At 70.6% G+C, this 20,501-nt stretch carries 6 protein-coding genes; all 6 read left to right on the top strand.

What is annotated here, in order from left to right; genetic code table 11:
- Nucleotides 1-110: 110 nt before the first annotated feature.
- The 6 genes from gspI to MYA_RS23100 all read left to right on the top strand — a co-directional run bounded on the left by gspI (nt 111) and on the right by MYA_RS23100 (nt 20,200).
- Complete coding sequence (gene gspI, locus MYA_RS23125) at nt 111-521, top strand: type II secretion system minor pseudopilin GspI (RefSeq protein WP_063710896.1); 411 nt, start codon at nt 111-113, stop codon at nt 519-521.
- Entirely contained in the window at nt 505-1,167 is a 663-nt protein-coding gene (locus MYA_RS23120) for a PulJ/GspJ family protein (RefSeq protein ID WP_014725299.1), read from the top strand. Before gspI ends, MYA_RS23120 begins: the two co-directional genes overlap by 17 nt.
- Before the next feature lie 137 nt (nt 1,168-1,304).
- Nucleotides 1,305-4,937 carry a tetratricopeptide repeat protein gene (locus MYA_RS23115; protein ID WP_443101903.1) on the top strand — a complete coding sequence of 1,211 codons (3,633 nt, stop codon included), beginning with the start codon at nt 1,305-1,307 and terminating at the stop codon, nt 4,935-4,937.
- Nucleotides 4,934-7,156, top strand: a complete 2,223-nt coding sequence (locus MYA_RS23110; protein WP_041494316.1) for a tetratricopeptide repeat protein — start codon at nt 4,934-4,936, stop codon at nt 7,154-7,156. Before MYA_RS23115 ends, MYA_RS23110 begins: the two co-directional genes overlap by 4 nt.
- A gap of 32 nt (nt 7,157-7,188) precedes the next feature.
- Entirely contained in the window at nt 7,189-7,389 is a 201-nt protein-coding gene (locus MYA_RS23105) for a hypothetical protein (RefSeq protein WP_014725296.1), read from the top strand.
- Nucleotides 7,390-7,453: 64 nt separating this feature from the next.
- On the top strand, nt 7,454-20,200 hold the full coding sequence (locus tag MYA_RS23100) for a filamentous haemagglutinin family protein (protein ID WP_041494315.1): 12,747 nt from the start codon (nt 7,454-7,456) through the stop codon (nt 20,198-20,200).
- Nucleotides 20,201-20,501: the final 301 nt, after the last annotated feature.

Here is a 20,501-nt window from a genome sequence, read left to right as displayed (position 1 = left end):
TACGCTCCGCTTAACGTGCACGGGTGGCGTCCGCCATGGCGACGCTGCGCGACGCGTCGCGTGCCCGGCGCACGCCGCGCGGCGGCGACTCACCGACTCGAACGCAGCTCATGTGCGATGACAGAACCGACACTTTCCGCGCTGCTCGGGCATCGCGACGGGGCTTCACATTGATCGAGGTGCTGATCGCGCTGGCGATCGTCGCGGTGGCGCTCGGCGCCGTGATGCGCGCGATCGGCGCGCTCGCCGCGGATACCGACACGACCCGCATGCGGCTGCTCGCGCTCTGGAGCGCAGACAACGCGCTCGGCGAACTGCGCATCGCGTCGAGTTGGCCGGACGCCGGCACGCAGACGTTCGCGTGCCCGCAAGGCCGTTACCGGTTCGTCTGCCGACAGTCCGTCGCCACGCTGCCGAGCCCGCTCGTGCGGCGCGTGACGGTCAGCGTTTATCCGTCGGCATCGAGCGGCACCGTGCTCGCCGAAGTCGTGACGGTGATCCAGAATGAAGCACGGCGCTGATCGGCCCGCGCGCCTCCATGCGCGCGGCTTCACGCTGATCGAGATGCTGGTCGCGATCGCGCTGCTCGCGGTGATCGCGCTGCTGTCGTGGCGCGGCCTCGATGCGACGATTCGCGGCCGCGACGACATCGCGTCGAATCTGGCGCAAACGCGTCTGCTCGGCCGCTACTTCTCCCAGCTGCAGTTCGACCTGATGAACCTCGTGACGGCCGACGAGGTGTTCGGGCCGCCGCTGCGCATCCGGCCGAACGAGCTCGTGATGGTGCGCCGTCTCGGCGTCGGCAGCGGGCCGACGCACGTGCAGGTCGTGCGCTACCGGCTGAACGGGCGCGCACTCGTGCGCAGCGCGTCGCAGCCGCTCGCCACGCTCGCCGAGGTGGACGCGGCGCTGCGGCACATGGACGATTTCGCGCAGGTCGTCGTCAGCAGCGATGCACGCGCGATGCAGCTCGCGGTGTGGATCGCCCCCGGCGGCTGGACGACCAGCCAGGCCGCGATCGAGCAAGCCTACGCGCAGTTTCTCGCGCAGCACGGCATCAGCAATTCAACGTCGCTCGGGATGCCGCTGCCGCGCGGTGTGCGCTTCGCCGTGACGATCGGCGCGCCGCCGATCGAATACGTGAGGACGATCGCGATCGGTCAGTGACGGCGGCGGCAACGCCCTGCGGCGCCGGCACGGCCGCGGTCGGCCGCAGCCGACCGCGCGCTGCGTGACCCGGCAAAAATGGTCCGTAACTTTCGTCATACGGCTGTTATCGGGCGTCCGTTAGTCTCGTGCCGAACATGACCGCCGCGACCGGCCGCTTCGGCCCGTCGCCGGCATCGGCAAACGGGAAGGGGGCGAACGTGACGGTCGAGCACCGGCATGATCCACACGCGGGCGCGCCGGCGAACGGTGCGTCCGGGCAATGGCAAGCGGCGGCGCTCCTCGGCCGCGCGCAGCAATGGCACGGCGCCGGGCGCTTCGACGACGCGGCACGCGACTATCTTGCCGTGCTCGCGAACGAACCCGATCATCCGCAGGCGCTGCACCTGTACGGCGTGCTGCAGTTCCAGCGCGGTGCGGCCGATCAGGCCGAAGCGCTGCTGCGCCGCTCGATCGCGCTCGACGCGAGCGCACGCGCGTTGTCCGACCTCGGCGCGCTGGTAGGCGAGGAGGGACGCGTCGACGAGGCGCTCGACCATTTCGCGGCGGCGCTGCGGGCATCGCCCGACGACGTGCAGACGCTCGTGCGCCGCGGCAACACGCTGCTCGGGCTGCGGCGCTACGACGACGCGCTTGCGTCGTTCGATCGCGCGCTGGCGCTGTCGCCGCTCGTGCTCGATGCGCTGTGCAATCGCGGCGGTGCGCTGCGGGCGCTCGGCCGCTTCGACGAAGCGCTCGACACCTACGAGCGCGCGCTGATGGTCGACCCGCAATCGTGCGAATCGTGGTTCAACCGCGGGCTCGTGCTGCGCGAGCTGCAGCGATCCGTCGACGCGCTGCACTGCTTCGAGCGCGCGCACGCGCTGCGGCCGGGCGTGGCCGCGATCGAGGCCGAGCGCGGCCGCGCACTGGCCGATCTTGGCCGCGACAACGAAGCGCTCGCCGCGTTCAACGATGCGATCGCGGCCGACCCGGCGCGGCTCGACGTGCTGCGCGACAGCGCGGCCGTGCTCGAACGGCTCGGTCGCGCGGACGAAGCGCTTGCCCGCTGGGAGCGCGTGCTGGCGTCCGATCCGGATCAGGTGCGTGCGCTGGCGGGTGGCGGCAATGCATTGCCGCCACTTCGCCGCGACGACGACGCGCTCGACGGCCGCGCGAGGTCCTCGAACCTGGAACGAGCGCCACGCGCGAGCGCGCCGGCCGCGCCGCGATCGGCCGATGGCAGTCAGCACGATGGCAGCGCGTCGGTTGGTCATCAGCCAGATGCCAGGCGAGCCGATGCCGGCCGGTCCAATGGCAACCGGTCCGATGCGAGCTCGCCCGACGACAGCGCGCCCATTGGTAACCAGCCCGATGCCAGGCGAGCCGATGCCGGCCCGTCCAGTGGCAGCCGGACCGATGCGAGCTGGCCCGACGACAGCGCGCCCATTGGTAACCCGCCCGATGCCAGGCGAGCCGATGCCGGCCGGTCCAATGGCAGCCGGCCCGGTGCGAGCCAGCCCGATGACAGCGCGCCCATTGGTAACCCGCCCGATGCGAGCCGAGCCGATGCCGGCCCGTCCAATGCCAGGCAACCCAATCCCAGCGCCCCCGAAGCGCTCGCCCCCGACCAACTACTCGCCGGCGCACGCGCCGCGCACCGCGACGGCGCGCTGCAGCAGGCCGAGCACGCGTACGCCGCGCTGCTCGCAGCCGATCCCGACCATCCGGAAGCGCTGCACCTGCTCGGCGTGTTGCGTTTCCAGCAGGGACGGCTCGACGATGCCGAGCCGCTGATGCGGCGCTCGATCGAGCGCCAGCCGGCGCCGCTAGCGCTCGCGAACTACTCGGCGGTACTCGCTGGGCTCGGCCGCACACACGACGCACTCGCACGGCTCGACGATGCGCTCGCGATCAATCCGACGCACGCGCGCGCACTGTTCCAGCGCGCGGGCCTGCTCGCGGAACTTGGCCGGCACGACGAAGGCCGCATAGCCTACGACCGGCTGCTCGAACTTACCCCGGGCTTCGCCGACGGCTACGTGAAGCGCAGCGACACGCAGCGCGCGCTCGGCCACCACGCTGCGGCGGTGGCCGACTGCGATCGCGCAATCGCGCTCGCGGGCCGCACGTTCGACGCGATGCGCACGCGCGGTCTCGCGCTGCGCGAACTCGGCCGCCATCGCGACGCGGCCGACAGCTACGACCATGCGCTCGCGCTGGCGCCCGGCAGCGCCGACGTGCTGTTCCTGCGCGGCGTCGTTCATCTCGATCTGCACGATCCCGAGCGCGCGCTCACGGATTTCAACGCGGCGATCGCGACGAAGCCGACCTTCGTCGATGCGCTCATCAACAGCGCAATCGCGCTCGAGCAGCTTGGGCGCCACGACGAAGCGCTGCTGCGTTGCGACCGCGCGCTTGCGCTCGAGCCGCGCCACGCGTGCGCGCTCGCCACCCGCGGCAACGCGGCGAGCCAACTCGGACGTCACACGGACGCAATCGATAGCTATGCGCGCGCGCTCGACGCAGATCCGCTCAGCACCGTCGTGCTGTGCAACTTCGCCGATGCGCTGATGCGCGTCGATCGCCACGCCGACGCGCACGCGCTGTGCGAGCGCGCGCTCGAGCTCGACCCGCAGTGCGCGCCGGCGTGGTTCACGCGCGCACGCGTGCGGCTCGAAACGCATCGTTACGACGATGCGCTCGACGATCTCTCACGCGCAATCGCGCTCGCGCCGCTCGACAAGCTCGCGCACTTCCATCGCGGCCACGCGTTGCGCGCGCTGCGCCGGCACGACGACGCGCTGCACGCCTACGCGCGCGTGCTCGACATCGATCCGGACGATGCGGCCGCCCACTGCACGCGCGCCTTCCTGTGCCTGTCGACCGGCGATTTCGAAACCGGCTGGGCCGAGTACGAATGGCGCTGGCGCGACAGTCAGCTCGACGCCAGCCGGCGCGATTTCGCGCAACCGCGCTGGACGCGCGGCATGCCGCTCGACGGTCGCACGATCCTGCTGTATCCGGAACAGGGGCTCGGCGACACGCTGCAGTTCTGCCGCTACGTGCCGCTGGTGAAGGCGCTCGGCGCGCGCGTGGTACTGGAGGCGCCGGTCGAGCTGACGACGCTGTTCGCCACGCTCGACGGCGTCGACGTGCTGGTCGCGCGCGGCGAGCCGCTGCCGCCGTTCGACCTGCATTGCCCGCTGCTGAGTCTGCCGCTCGAATTCCGCACGAATCTCGCGTCGATTCCCGCGGGCGCGCCGTACCTGCGCGCCGATCCCGAGCGGGTCGAACGGTGGCGTGCGCGCCTCGGCGACAGCGGTCGTGCACGCATCGGCCTCGTATGGACCGGCAACCCGCTGCACCTGAACGATCGCAACCGTTCGATGACGCTGGCTGACCTGCTGCCGCTGCTCGACGATCGCTACGACTGGATCAGCGTGCAGAAGGTGATTCGCGACGACGATCGCGCGGTGCTCGACGCGAGCGCGATCCGTTTCGTGGGCGACGACCTGACCGATTTCGCCGAGACGGCCGCGCTGATCGGCGCGCTCGATGCGGTGATCAGCGTCGATACGTCGGTTGCGCACCTGGCCGGCGCGCTGGGCTGCCCGCTCGCCGTGCTGCTGCCGCACACGCCCGATTTCCGCTGGCTGCTCGATCGCGACGACAGCCCGTGGTATCCGCGCGCGACGCTGTTCCGGCAACCGGCCGGCGGCCAGTGGGTGCCGGTGGTCGAGCGCGTGCGCGCCGCGCTGCCGGCGCTGCTTGCGCGCGCGACGCGATGAGCACCGTGCCCGCGCCGCCGCTGCGGGCGGCCGTCGACGACGCGCTGCGACACGCGCGCGCGAAGCTCGCGCAGCGCGATTTCGCCGGCGCGGCGCGGCTCTACGAAGGTGTGCTCGCGATGCTGCCCGATCACGTCGAGGCGTTGCACCTGCTCGGCGTCGTGCATCTGGAACGCGGCGACCCGTCGCGCGCGGAGCCGCAGATCGCGCGCTCGATGCGCTTCGGGCTCGATCAGCCGTGGAATTTCACCAACCATGCGGCGGCGCTGACCGGAATCGGCCGCCATCGCGACGCGCTCGACGCGGCCGCGCAGGCGCTCGCGCGCGATCCCGGCCATGCGCGCGCGCATGCGGTGCGCGGCGACGCGCTGCTTGCGCTCGGCCGGCATGCGGAAGCGCTCGGCGCATACGACCTCGCGCTGCTGCGCGAGCCGGGGCGCGTCGCGACCTGGGTGCGGCGCGGCGAGGCGCTGCGCGTGCTGGGCCGTCCCGCCGACGCGCTGATCAGCGTCGAACGCGCGCTGCGGATCGACGCGCACGACGCGGACGCGCTCGCGCAACGCGGCCATGCACTGCGCGCGCTGGGGCGCGGCGACGAGGCCGTGCATTGCTTCCGGCTCGCGATGGTGGTGCGCGGCAAGACCGCCGAACTCGTCTACGCATGCGGCCATGCGCTGATCGAACTGGGCCGCCCGGCCGACGCGCTCGCATGCATCGACGAAGTGCTGACGCGCATGCCCGACGACGCCCAGCTGCTGTTCGTCAGCTGCGTCGCGCTCGATCTGCTGCATCTGCACGACGAATTGCTGAAGCGCGCCGACCGTCTGCTCGCGCTCGACCGCGACAGCGTCGGCGCGTGGCTCGGCCGCGGCAACGCGTTGCTCGGACTGCGCCGTCACGACGAAGCGGTGCGTGCCTACGACGAAGCGCTGGCGCGCGCGCCGGGCGACTTCGACGCGCTGCGCAATCGGGCGGGCGCGCTGCGCACGCTGGGCGCCTGTGAAGACGCGCTTGCCGATTACGATGGCGCGCTCGCCGCGCGCGGTCCGCATGCCGAAGTGCTGTGCAATCGCGCGATCGCGCAGCAGTTGCTCGGCCGTTACGACGATGCGCTCGCGAGCTACGCGGCCGCCGCCGCCGCGCCCGGCAGCACCGCGCAGGAGCTCTGCACGCGCGCGGTCGCGCGCCAGCAGCTCGGCGACTACGCGGGGGCGCTCGCCGATTTCGCGCTGGCCTGCCGGCACGACCCGAATCACGGCATCGCCCGCCGTTCCGACGCATTCTGCCGTCTGCTGACCGGTGACTTCGCCACCGGCTGGCGGCTGCACGAGGCGCGCTGGGACGCCGCCGACGTGACGTTGCACCGGCGTCATGCGGGCCGCCCGCAGTGGATCGGCGACGCACCGCTCGCGGGCCGCACGCTGTTGCTGCACGCGGAGCAGGGCTTCGGCGACACGCTGCAGTTCTGCCGCTACGCGAGCCTCGCGCACGATCGCGGGGCCACCGTCGTGATCGATGCGCCGGCTGCGCTGGCCGAGTTGCTCGGCACGCTGCGCGGCGTGAGCCGCGTCGTCGCCGCTGGGCAGCCCGCGCCGGCGTTCGACCTGCATTGCCCGATGATGAGCCTGCCGTTCGCGTTTCGTACGACGCTCGACACGGTGCCGGCCGACGTGCCGTATCTGCATGCCGACCCGCGGCGGCGCGCGGCCTGGCGCGCGCGGCTCGACGCGGCCGCGCCGTCGCGGCGCCTGCGCGTCGGGCTTGCGTGGTCGGGCAATCCGCATCACGCGAACGACGAGAACCGGTCGATGTCGTTGGCGGCGCTGGCGCCGCTCATGGCGCTCGACGCGACCTTCGTCAGCCTGCAGGTCGACGTGCGCGCGCGCGACGCCGCCGCGTTCGCGGCCGGCGGCGTGCTGTCGTTCGCGAACGCGTTGACCGATTTCGCGGAAACGGCCGCACTCGTCGACGTGCTGGATCTCGTGATCGCCGTCGACACGTCGGTCGTGCATCTGGCCGGCGCGCTCGGCCGGCCGGTGTGGGTGCTGCTGCCGCGCGTGCCCGACTGGCGCTGGCTGCTCGAGCGCGACGACAGCCCGTGGTATCCGCACGCGACGCTGTTCCGCCAGCGCCTGCCGGGCGACTGGCCGGCGGTGGTCGAGCGCGTGGCCGATGCGCTCGCCGCGCGTGTGCGCGCCCACGCGGCCGGCCGACTGTGACAAAAGCTACGGACCATTCGCGCGCGGCCGGAATGGTCCGTAACACCCGCCATGTCGCTGCCATCGGGCCTTCGTATGTTCTCGGGATTCCCGCGGCCGGGTTCCGGCCGACGCGCAACGACCAGGCGCGGCAACGGATCGGCGTCGTGGGCGGCGCGATCGTCGCCGAGCGCCATTTCATAGGATTCGGGGTGACGAATGGCAGCACGCGCACGTACGGCACGACAATCTGACGCGACGGGGTCGCGCTCGACCCTCAACTCGGAACTGCGGCCGCTGGTGCGCGCCGCTGCGCTGATGTTGCTGGCCGCGGCGTCCGCGCATGCGCACGCGGCCGGCATCATGAACCTCGGCGCGGCCACCGCGCGCGCCGCGGGCGGCGGCAGCGGCGCGGCCGGCGGCGTGCCGGGCATGCCGAACCTCGGCGTGTCGCCGCAGCAGGCGGCGCAGGCGAGCCAGCCGTCGATCCGCAACCTCGGCTACGCCGCGCATGCGATCGCGGCCCAGATCGCCGCGCAGCAGAACGCGGCCGCCGCCGCGGCGAAGCTGCCGTCGAGCGTGCCGAACGGGCTCGCGCCGGGCGGGCTGCAGGTGGCGGCCGGCGCGACGGCCGACACGAGCAACCCGGTGCTGTGGTTCAACGCGAACGCGCCGACGCAGAGCGTCGACGCGAACGGGCACGTGAACGTCGACGTCAAGCAGACCGGCCAGAATGCGGTGCTCACGTGGGAGACGATGAACGTCGGCCGTCAGACCACGCTGAATTTCGACCAGTCGGGCGGCACGCAGACCAACGGTGCGAACAACTGGGCAGTGCTGAACCGCGTCAACGATCCGAGCGGCCGGCCGAGCCAGATCCTCGGCAACATCGCCGCGCAGGGCGCCGTCTACGTGATCAACCGCAACGGCGTGCTGTTCGGCGCCGGCTCGCAGGTCAACGTGCATTCGCTGGTCGCGTCGTCGCTGAACCTGCTCGACATGAAGAAGCAGTTCGTGCCGACCGCGGACGGCATCGTCGCGAGCAACCTGCAGTTCCTGAGCGTGCAGCCCGGCAAGACGGGCGGCCTGGCCTATCCGCAATCGGGCAGTTCGAGCGGCGTGGCGGGCGCCATCGGCCGCCCGAACGAGGTGCTCGGGCTCGGCGGCCCGGTGCTGCTGAGCGGCGCGTATCAGGCGCCGGGCGACGTGACCATCGAGCAGGGCGCGTCGATCACGACGCACACCAACGGGACGGCGAGCGACGGCGGCTTCGTGCTGGTCGCGGCGCCGAACGTGACGAACGCCGGCAGCATTTCCGCGACGGCCGGACAGGTGGTGCTGGCGGCGGGCGTCGGCGTGAGCCTGCGCCCCAACACCGCCGGCGTGACGGCTAATCCGCAGGTGCTGTTGCCGGAGTTGAGCGGACAGATCGTCAAGACCGACCTGCAGACCGGCGGCACGATCGACGTCACGCCCGCCGGCACGCTGACCAACACCGGCATCGTCCAGGCCGCGCGCGGCAACGTGAACCTGCTCGGCAGCCGCGTCGCGCAGAACGGCGTGGTCGGCGTGACGACGAGCGTGAACACGCCGGGCACGATCACGATCTCGACCGCGGACGAATATGCGTCGAACGATCCGCTCGGCAATCCGTACCCCGGCTCGGGGCTGGTCTCCAGCGGGACCGGCGGCGCCGACAACGTCAATCGCGCGGGCCTGCTGAGCTTCGGGCCGCAATCGGTGACCACCGTGCTGGCGGACAGTGCCGGCCAGACGGCGACGTCGACGCCGGGCACGACCTTCACGCCGGGCGGCATCGCGATGACGGCCGGTTCGGTGTGGTTCCAGCGCGGCTCGCTGATCGAGGCGCCGGGCTCGAACGTGTCGGTGACGGCCTATGTGCCGTCCGTCGTGTCGAATTCGACGCCGGGGCAGAGCGCGGTGCCGGGCCGCATCTACGTGGACGACGGCGCGACGATCGACGTATCGGGGCTGGCCGACGTGCACGCGCCGATCTCGCAGACGCTGCTGACCATCGACCGGATCGGCCAGAACGAGCTGGCCGACTCGCCGTTGTTGCGCAACAGCTTCCTGTTCGGGCTGAAGGGCGTGGTCGTCGACAGCACGCTGACCGGCACGCGCAGCGACGGCGTGCAGTGGGTCGGCAGCCCGATCCTGAACCTGTCCGGCTACGTGAACCTGATTCCGCGCACCGTCGATCAACTGCTGACCAACGGCGGCACGATCACGCTGTCCGGCAACGAGGTGATGACCGCGACCGGTTCGTCGATGAACCTGAACGGCGGCTACGTGCATTACGACGGCGGGATGGTGAACACGACGCGGCTGGTGGACGCCAACGGCGCGATCGTGCCGATCGGGCAGGCGAGCCCGTACGAGCGCTATGTCGGCATTGCCGGGCAGTTCGTCGAAAGCCATCCGCGCTGGGGCGTGACGAAGTCGTGGTTCAACCCGCTGCAGACGGGCGCCGCGTACCAGGCCGACTACATCGTCGGCGGCAATGCGGGCACGCTCGACCTGTTCGCGTCGCAGGCGCTGGTGCTCGACGGCGACGTCAGCGCGCAGGCGTTCGGCGGCGCGAAGCAGACGCAGGGCAACAGCCTGCCGTCGGGCGGTACGTTCAACCTCGGCGCGGACCCGAAGCTGGCCGGCGGCGCGCTGGCCGGGATGGCGTGGAACGCCGCGGCCAGCACGTCGCTCACGATCAACGGCATCGCAGGCCTCGTGATCCTGCAGAACGAAGCGCCGCAGCTCGGCGCGTTGATGCCGGGCTTTTCGATCGACACGCGGCTCGACCCGAGCGCGTCGGCGGCGCTCGCCGCGAACGATCCGGACAATCTGCCGGCCACGCAGGTCGTGCCGGTGACGACGCTGAATCGCGGCGGCTTCGCGAGCCTGAACGTGACCGGCGACAAGAACGCCGGCAAGGGCATCGAGGTCGCGCAGGGCACGCAGCTGAACCTGCAGCCCGGCGGCTCCGTTTCGCTCGACAGCTCGGCGATCGGCGCGGACGTGAACATCGCGGGGCGTGTCTCGGCGCCGTCCGGCAAGATTTCGGTCACGAGCGGCGGCAATGTCGTGGTCGGCCCGCACGGCGCGCTCGACGCGGCCGGCCAGTGGGTGAACAACGACGTGCAGGCCGCGCCGGGCACCACGCCCGGCAACAGCCAGTTCGTCGACGGCGGCAGCATCTCGCTGTCGGCGATGCAGGGCTCGACGCGCGTGAACGGCGCCGACGTGGATGCGACCGGCTCGATCGTGCTGCAGCCGGGCAGCGTGCTCGACGTGTCGAGCGGCGGCGAGATGCTCGCGAACGGGCAACTGCTGATGCGCGACGGCGTGCCGGTCGGGCGCGGCGGCAACGTCACGTTGCAGACCTATGCGGCATCCGGCGCGACCAGGCAGTTCGGTCACACGCTCGACGGCGGTGCGCCGCTGCCCGCCACGCAGCCGAGCGCCGGCACGATCGCGATGGGCGGCACGATACTGAGCGAAGGCTTTTCGGGCGGCGGCACGCTGACGCTCGAGGCGCTCGGCTTGCGGATCGGCGGCGACCGCTCGGCCGCCTCGCCGTGGGACGTGTACCTGCCCGACAGCTTTTTCGCGCAGCAGGGCTTCGGCAAGTACGTGCTGAACGCGTACTACGACTCGGCCATCGCGCCGGGCGCGACGCTCGCGCTGACGCAACGCAACCGCATGCCGGACGCGCTCGCGCTGCAGCGCACCGGTTCGGGCGCGAATCTCGCGTCGGCGGGACTGACGACGATCGGGCAACTCGACGCCTATCACCGGCAACCGACGAGCCTCGTGTTGACGGGCGGCAACTATCTGACTTGGCAGAGCACGCCCAATGGCCCGCCGCCGTCCTATGCGGACGTGACCGGCGCCGTGACGCTGGCGTCGGGCGCGTCGATCCATGCGGATGCCGGCGCGAGCATCGGCTTCGGTTCGCCGCTGCAGGTGACGGTGCTCGGCTCGGTGGTCGCGCCGGGCGGCTCGATCACGCTGAGCGCCGATACGGGCGGCGGCCCGTTTGCGCAGCCGGGGCAAGCCACCGTGTTCACGCCGAGCGCCGGCCGCTCGGTGTGGCTGGGCGCCGATGCGACGCTCGACGCGGCCGGTGTCGCGTTGGCCGATCCGCTGGCCGCGCCGGTCAGGATCGGCGCGACGACGGTCACGCCGCATACCGGCAAGGTGTTGCCCGGCGGCTCGGTGACGCTGTCGAGCGATGCCGGCTACGTGGTCGCGCAAGCCGGCTCGACGATCGACGTCTCGGGCGCGTCGACGAACTTCGACCGCCCGCAGGCGAACGGCGCCTATGCGTCGCAACCGGTGTGGAGCGACGCCGGCTCGATCACGCTGTCGGCCGCATACGGGCTGTTCGCGGACGGCAAGCTGGCGGGCCACGGCGGCGCGTCGCAAGCGCGCGGCGGCACGCTGACGATCCTGCCGCACCAGAACGGCGGTTCGCCCGGCGCGACCGCGCTCGTCGTGCGGCAGAGCGGCACGTTGCTGCCCGCCGGGTTCGCGCCGGGCGCGGCTGTCCCGACGCCGGCCGATAGCGCGGCCGGCCAGCCGAGCGGCGTGATCGAGTTCGCCGCGGATCGCCTCGACGGTTCGGGGATCGCGAATCTCGTGTTGGGCGACAGCACGCCGTCGCCGCTTTCGGCGCCGGTGCCGACGATCGCTTTCGCGGGCAACGTGAGCCTCGCGCTGCCCGAGTCGGTGACGCTCAATGGCGGGCGCATCGCCGCGATCGGCATGGACCAGCTGCAGACGCTGCTGGCGACGCCGCAGCAGCCGGGCGCCGCCGGTTCGGCGCTCGACGCCCTTTTGTCGCAGGCGCCGGCTCACCCGCTCGGCACGAAGGTGACGATCGACGCGCCGTACGTCGCGCTGGCGGGCCCGACGGCAACGTCGTCGACGCCGCAGTTCGCGCCGGTCGAGACGCTGTCCGATGCGACGCTGAACGTCAATGCGTCGTTCGTCGATCTGCGCAACCAGATCCAGCTCAACAACTTCGGTCACGCGAACCTGAGCAGCCGCGGCGACATCCGTCTGAGCTCGACGAGCGTGTCTCAGCAGGGCAATGCGCTGCTGCCGGGCGTGCTGTACACGCCGGGCAACGTCACGTTCAATGCGGCGAGCCTGTATCCGGCCACCGGCAGCACCTTCATCGTCGATGCGGTCGGTCCCGTCGATCCGGTCACGGGCCAGCGTGCGCCGACCACCGTCACGTTCGGCTCGACCGGCGCGTCCGGCACGCCACCGTCGGCGGGCGGCACGCTGCTCGTCGACGCCACCGACATCGTGCAGGGCGGCACCGTGCGCGCGCCGTCGGGCGCGCTCGTGTTCGGCGTCGGCGATCCTGCGAGCGGTGCGACGCAGAAACAGTTCGGCACGCTGCCGCTCGTCGCGACCGATTCGGTGACGTTCGCGAACGGCAGCGTCACGTCGGTCTCGAACGGCACGTCGATCATTCCGTACGGCACGACGATCGACGGCGTCGAATGGCAGTTCAATCCGCTCGCCGGCGCGTCGGCGGGGGACCTGAACGCGCCGCCCGCGAAGTACGTGGGCGTGAACGGCGCGCGCGTCGCGCTCGGCAAGGGCGCGACGATCGACCTGTCGGGCGGCGGCGATCTGCAGGCCGCCGAATGGGTGCCGGGCACGGGCGGCACGCGCGACGTGCTGGCGCAATACAACGTGAGCTATGCGAGCGGCAACGGGGCAACGGCGGTGCCGGTCAACGCCGGCGCCGGGAACGTCTACGCAATCGTGCCGGGCGTCCAGTCGCCGGTCGCCGCATACGATCCGATGTTCGCGCAGACGCTGCAGCCGGGCGTCGCGAGCAACGGGACGCCGACGACCACGACCGCGACGCTCGATGTCGGCCAGGCCGGCTTGCACGACGCGATCGGCAAGGCTGTGTACCTGTCCGGCGTGCCGGGCCTGAAACCCGGCTACTACACGCTGCTGCCGGGCAAGTACGCGACGCTGCCGGGCGCGTACCGCGTGACGGTGTCGGGCACCGGCGGCAACGTCGTTCCGGGCGCGACGCAGGTGCGGCCGGACGGCACCGTGACGACGGCCGGCTACTTCGCCGACGCGGTCACCGGCGGCCGCAGCGCGACGCCGACGCTGTTCGACGTGCAGTCGGGCGCAACCTGGCAGCAGTATTCGCAGTACACGCTGAAGGGCGCGAACGATTTCTTCGCCGCGCAGGCCGCGAAGCAGGGCAACGTGACGCCGCCGCTGCCGGTGGACGGCGGTCAGCTCGTGCTCGCCGCGACCAAGGCGCTGGCGCTCGGCGCGACGCTCAACGCGGCGCCCGGTGCACTCGGCGCGCCGGCGGAGGTCGACATCGCGTCGCGCGACATCCAGATCACCGGCAGCGGCAGCGCGGCATTGGCCGGCTATCTGCAGATCGGCAGCGATGCGCTCGATTCGCTGAATGCCGGCAGCCTGCTGATCGGCGGCACGCGTGCGGCGACCGCGAACGGCGTGACGATCACGCCGATCGCGAACAGCGTGGTCGTGTCGAACGACGCAAGTTCGTCGCTGAAGGGCCCCGAGATCCTGATCGCGACGAGAACCGACTCGAGCGGTACGGATCCGAATGCGGCGAACGGCTTGCGCGTCTACGCCGGGGCATCGATCGCGGCGGCGGGCGACTACCCGGCGGCCAAGGATCAACCGATCACGATCGCAGGCGACGGCGCGCTGCTGCGCGTATCGAACGGCGCGATGGCGCCGCTCACGCGCAGCGGCGCGACCGGCGCCGGGCTGTTGACGGTCGGCGCGGGCGCGACGCTGTCGGGCGGACAGGCGCTGCTGCTCGATTCGTCCGGCACGCTGAAGGCCGACCCGAGCGCGCTGCTGTCGGCCAAAGCGATCACGGTGGACGGCTCGGCGATCACGTTCACGAATGCGGGCGGCGCAGCCGCGGCGGGCCTGCCCGGTTTCGTGATCGATCCGTCGGGCCTCGCGCAGTTCGCGAACGCCGATCTCGTGTCGTTGCGCAGCTATGGCGCGATGGGCTTCATCGGCGACGTGAATGCGACGTTCGGCAAGCACGTCGACCTCAGCGCGGGCACCTTCACGAGCGACGGCGGCCGCGTGACGCTGAACGGGCAGCAGATCGCGTTCACCAACGAGACGGGCGCGCCGAACGGCGCCGTCACGCCGGGCCGCGGCACGCTGACGGTCAACGCGCAGGAGATCGATTTCGGCGCCGGCACGAAGTCGCTGAGCGGATTCGCGTCGGCGAACCTGAGCGCGAGCGCCGGCATCGTCGGGCAAGGCACGGGGACGTTCGATTTCGGTGCGCTGCCGGTGACGCTGAACGCGCCCGTGTATCTGGCCGATACGCGTTCCGCGTCGACCGTGAAGACGGCCGGCGCGCTGACGTTGAACGGCGCGGCGGGCGCCGCGTTGCCGCAGACGCCGGTCGGCGGTGCATGGCACTTCGTCGGCGCCACGCTCGCCGACAACGGCGCGACGATCGCGGCGCCGGCCGGCAACGTGAGCCTCGAGGCGACCACCGGCAATCTGACGATCGGCAGCGGTTCGACGGTCAGTTCGGCAGGCGTGTCGAAGCAGTTCTTCGACGTGACGCAGTACGCGCCGGCCGGTTCGATCACGCTGACCGCCGATGCGGGGACGGTCGACCTGCAGCCGGGCGCGACGCTCGATTTCTCGGGCGCGAAGGGCGGCGGCGCGGCGGGCTGCCTGACGCTGTCGGCGCCCAAGCAGGTCGTGAACCTGAACGGCACGATCAAGGGCGGCGCGGCGAGCGGCTATGCGGGCGGCTCGCTGTCGCTCGACACGGCCGGTGCGGCCGACCTCGACGCGCTGGCGAAGACGCTCGCGTCGAGCGGCGTGAACCAGTCGATCGACATTCACACGCGCTCGGGCAACCTGACGCTGTCGGCCGGCAATGCGCTGTCCGCTCACGCGGTGTCGCTGACGGCCGACGGCGGCGCGGGCAACGCGTCGGATGCGGCGAACGGCAACGTCGACGTGCTGGGGACGATCGATGCGTCCGGCAAGGCGGGCGGGCAGATCAGCCTGTACGGCAAGAGCGGCGTCGATATCGAGGGCTCGCTGCTCGCGAAGGCAACCGATGCGAGCCAGCGCGGCGGCAAGGTCGCGATCGGCACGAGCGCGACGTTCGATCCGGCCGTCGCCGATCCGTACAACGCGAGCTACGGCTACGAGAACGTGTCGGCCGCGCAGTCCGGCGCGATCCGGCTCGGTTCGAATGCGTCGATCGACGTGTCCGGCGGTACGCCCGGCGGCACGCTGGACGGCACGGTCGATTTCCGCGCGCCGCTGCTGCGCGACGGCACGGTCAACGTCGTGCTCGACGGAAGCCGCGTGCGCGGGTCGCGCAAGACGACGGTCGAAGCGTATGCGGTGTGGAGCACCGCCGATGCGACGACCGGCTCGCAGCATTTCGACGGCCTCGTCGATCCGGCCGGCTGGTACGACGGCAGCGGCCATCTGCTGGCGGGCACGTTCACGGTGCCGGGCAGCACGCCGGCGACGTACAGCTATACGCCGGGCGGCGCGGGCGGCGGAACGCTCGTCAACGACGCGACCGGAGAGTCGACGGCGGTGACCGAGGATCAATTGCGCAACGGGATTTCCGGCAGCGGCTTCACCGGGCTGTCCGGCGCGTACTTCGCCGCCGCGGCCGCCAACGCCGATCATGTCGCGTTCTACGGGTATCGCGCCGACGCGTCCGGCGCAGCGCCGGGCACGCTGATGGCATTCGTCCAGCATGGACCGGATGGCGTCGCCGGCCAGTTCGCCGCTGCATCGCTGCAGAATTTCAGCGTCGCGCCGGGCATCGAGCTCGCCAATCCGGGCCATGCGGTCAACGGCGGCAATATCTCGGTGCTGTCGAACTGGAACCTCGGCGCGGGCGCACCGAACAACAGCGGCAGCATCACGCCGGATTTCCGCTATCGGTCGACGATCGCGCCGACGCTGACGTTCCGCGCGGCCAACGATTTCGATGCGTACGCAAGCATTTCGGACGGGTTTTATCAGAGCCAGGTGGCGTCGATCCTGGGCGGATCGGGGCCGGCTACGGCAACCGGCACTTATACGGACGCGAAGCAGCAATTCGACCAGTTGGTGTCGCTTGACGATCCGACGCAGGTGACCGTGACGTTTACGAACGGGGGAACGGCGGGCCTCACGTCGCTGGATCCGAATGCAATGCTGGTATCGCCGCTGACGGGGCAGACCGGTGGCTATTACTCGGCATATCTGTCATATACCGGCGCGTGGCAACAGGATATCGAAGCGTGGACGTCGCCGAATTCCTCATCGATTTACACCGGGCACATTCTGCCGGTCAGGCCGTCGGTTACGCCGGCGCCGGTACTGGCCGATCATTCGACCTACAGCGACTATCTGACGGCCTATTGGGGCTCTGACCTCACGAGCGGCCCCGCGCCCGGCACTTACATGAATGGGTACACCCCCAGGACGGTTACGAGTTTTGGCACACCTGCCGCACCGACTCCGCCGACCGGCCTGGCCGCGAACGCGACGTTGTCGGAGCAGCGTGCCTACCTTGCCGATTACGCGAACTATATGCTCGCATATTCACGCTATTTCAATCGTCGGCTCCCGAGCCTGTTCACACCGCCCGTACGTGCATACAACGTGTTCTATGCGCCCATTGCGCCTTCGTCGGTGCCGGATACCGGCGTCGTGAATATCGGCGCGCTACCCGGCAACGCGGCGGCGAACGTGCCGACCGCGAACAATCCGCTACCGGTCGCTTTCGCGACCTTGCTCGGCGGCGAAAGCTCGTCGTACCGGATCGTGTCCGGCGCCGATGTGTCGAGCGCGAACCCGCTCGCGTTGCAGCCGGCTTCGACGTCCACGAACGCAGCGGCGGCTTCCGCCAACCTCGGCAACGTGGTGCTGAGCGGGCACACGGGCTACGTGGACAGCAACGGCTTGACGCTCGTCGAACCGGTAACGATCCGGACCGGCAAGGGATCGATCGACGTGGCGGCCGGCAACGACGTGTCGTTGTTCGACACGTCGCGGGTCGCCGATCCGTCGACGCTGATCATTCCGGGCGTGATCTATACGGCCGGCGCGCCGGCGGCAGGCGCGCCGCCGGTCGGTTTGACGACCGCGATCGCGCATGGCAACGTCGCCGGCCTGCAGGACGTTCTGGTGACTTCGGCAGTGAATCCCGATTCGGCCGGCGACATCACGATTCATGCGCGACGTGACATCAAGGGCATGCAGAAGGTGATCGACGCGAACGGAACCGTGACCGGAAATGCCGGTAACTCGATCGACCAGTATTGGTGGCAGTGGATGCAGATCACCGGCGCGAAAACGGCCGACGGCAACACACTCGTTGCTCCGCTGGCCCGGACCTCGATCGATTTCGGCGCCTTCGACCAGGGCGTGATGAGCGTCGGCGGCAATGTCTCGCTCAGTGCCGGCGGGAATATTTCGGATCTCGCGGTGTCGTTGCCGACCACCTGGTACAAGGACGCAACCGGCCAGCCCGTCACCGTCGGCGGCGGCAATCTGTCGGTACGCGCCGACGGCGACATTTTGAGCGGCACTTACTTCGTCGCGAAAGGCGCGGGCGTGATCTCGGCAGGCGGCAGCATCGGCTCGGACATCGCGGTGCCGGTGTCGATCCCCGGGCAAGCTCCAGTAGCGGTATCGACGATCCTGGCGACCCAGGACGGCGTGTTCGACGTGACCGGCCGACAGGGGGTCGAGCTCGGCGCGGTGCTCGATCCGTCGTATGCGAGCGCGTTCCCTCAGGCAGGCGATTCGCCGACCCACCAGATCAACCTGCAGTACTACGGGCAGTACGCCGACAGCCAGGGCTACTCGCCGACCTCGTCGGTGAACGTGTCGTCGACGACCGGCGATATCCGGCTCGGCGCAATCGGCAGCCTGTTGACCGGTGCGAACGGCGTGCTGCCGGCCAGCGTCAATCTGACCGCATTCAGCGGCGGTATCGACGTCGAATCGGGCGGTACGCTGTTTCCGTCGGCGCGCGGACAACTGAACCTGATCGCGGATCGGTCGGTGCGCCTGTCCAACGCCGCGGCGTTGTCGGTCGGCAGCGACACGGCGCCGGCGACGCAATTCGGCCTGTCGGACGCCGATCCGTCGACGATGCCGTCGCCGACCAACCCGCTGCCGGTCGCCGCGATCCCGGCGCTGACCGACGCGACGCTCGCCGCCCATGCGCGCACGGCGCTGCACGGGGACGACGCGACCCCGGCGCGGATCTACAGCGTGAACGGCAGCATCGTCAACGGCGTCGCCGACACGTCCGCCGACGGCGACGGCTTCTATCGCAACCTCCTCACGCTGTCGATCGACAAGCCGTCGCTCGTGCAGGCCGGACAGGACATCGTGAACCTCGCGTTCTGGGGGCAAAACCTGCGCGGCTCGGACGTGACGCGGATCGTTGCCGGCCGCGACATATACGACACGCCGACGCCTCAGAACGGCAGCGGCGTGGTGCCGGTCCTGTCGGTCGGCGGCCCTGGCTGGTTCGATGTCCAGGCCGGCCGCAACATCGGCCCGCTGACGAGCCAGGCCGAGCTCTACAACCAGCACGCCAACACAGGCGGAATCGCGCACGTGTTCACGGGCATCGACGCGGTCGGCAACGCGAACAACCCGAATCTGCCGCACCAGAGCGCGAACGTCGACGTGCTGTTCGGCGTGGGCCCCGGCATCGATGTTCCCGGTTTCGTGGCGGCCTACGTCGCGCCGGGCAGTTCGGTCGCCGGCGTGCCGAGCGCGACGCCGGCGTTGATCGCGTTCATGGAGCAGTACGACGCGGGGCTGCGCGTCGATACGGGGCTGCAGGCCGACCACGACGCGGCGCTCGCGAACGTCGGCCGGCTGACGGCCGCCGAAGCGTGGAAGCAATTCCAGGCGTTGCCGTCGTATGTGCAGCAACGCTTCGCGCAGAAGGTGCTGTTCGGCGTGCTCGCGCAGGTCGGGGCCGACTACAACGATCCGTCGAGTCCGTACCGCGGCCAGTATGCGCGAGGCTATCAGGCGATCAACACACTGTTCCCCGGTTCGCTGGGCTATACGGCGAACAGTCTGGGCGGCGGATCGAACGGCGCGAACCGGCAGGTCGCGACCGGCAATCTCGACATTCGCAGCACGACGATCCAGACCCAGCAGGGCGGCGACGTGACGATCCTCGGCCCCGGCGGGCAGGCGCTCGTCGGCAGCACGACGGCGCCGCCGCAGATCGTCGACGGCACCGGGAGCGTGGTCGCCGGCCCCGGCACGATGGGGATCCTGACGCTCGAGAAGGGCAACGTCGACATCTTCACGGACCAGAGCGTACTGCTCGCGCAGAGCCGGATCTTCACCGAGCAGGGCGGCGACATGACGATCTGGAGTTCGAGCGGCGACATCAACGCGGGCAAGGGCGCGAAAACGGCGGCCGACACGCCGGCGCCGCAGTACGTGTGCGACGCGAACCATTACTGCACCGTCGACGCGCGCGGGCAGGTGACGGGCGCCGGCATCGCGACGCTGCAGAGCATACCGGGCGCGCCGAAAGGCACGGTGAATCTGATCGCGCCGCGCGGCACCGTCGATGCGGGCGACGCCGGCATTCGTGCGGGCAACCTGAACGTTGCCGCGTTGCACGTCGTGAATGCGGACAACATCCAGGTGACGGGCACCGTGAACGGCATCCCGCTCGTGCAGGCGGTGAACACCGGGGCGTTGACCGCCGCGAGTTCGGCCGCCTCGGCCGCGAGCCAGGCCGCGCAGGACATTGCGAAGAACAACGCGTCGGGCGTCGCGCCGCGTCGCTGGACGATCAGCGTGCAGGTCGAGGGCTTCGGCGACAACGGTCCGGATGGCGGATCGAAGCGGCGCAGGCCGGAGCAGGTCGGCTACGATTCGTCGAATTCGGTTTCGCTGCTCGGCTTCGGCGCGCCGGGGGCGACGCAGAAGACGCTGCTGAGCAAGGACGAGCTGGCGAAGCTGAACCGGTTCTGAAGCGCGCGTCGCAGCGGGACGCGCGCTGACGGGGCGGCGACGGGTGACGTCGGTCGCCGGCCGCGGAAAGTCGACATCGAGATCGACCATGTGACGCGCGTAGTGCTTGGCGGGATTTCATCGACGCTGGGGCAGTCGCAGACGCCGTGTGCTTCGGCCCCAGAGTGATCGGTTATCGGCTCACTGTGCCGCATCGGGCAGCGCCGTATCGCGCAGGCGCTCGGCTCTCTCCTTTCGGTTCGAACCCGATGCATCGCTTCACCACGGCTCGCGTGAATCGCTGCGCTGTCCGCAATGAAAA

It is taken from the genome of Burkholderia sp. KJ006 (assembly GCF_000262695.1).
In the GTDB taxonomy this organism is placed as follows: Bacteria; Pseudomonadota; Gammaproteobacteria; order Burkholderiales; family Burkholderiaceae; genus Burkholderia; species Burkholderia vietnamiensis.
This window is presented reverse-complemented; position numbering and strand designations above follow the sequence as displayed.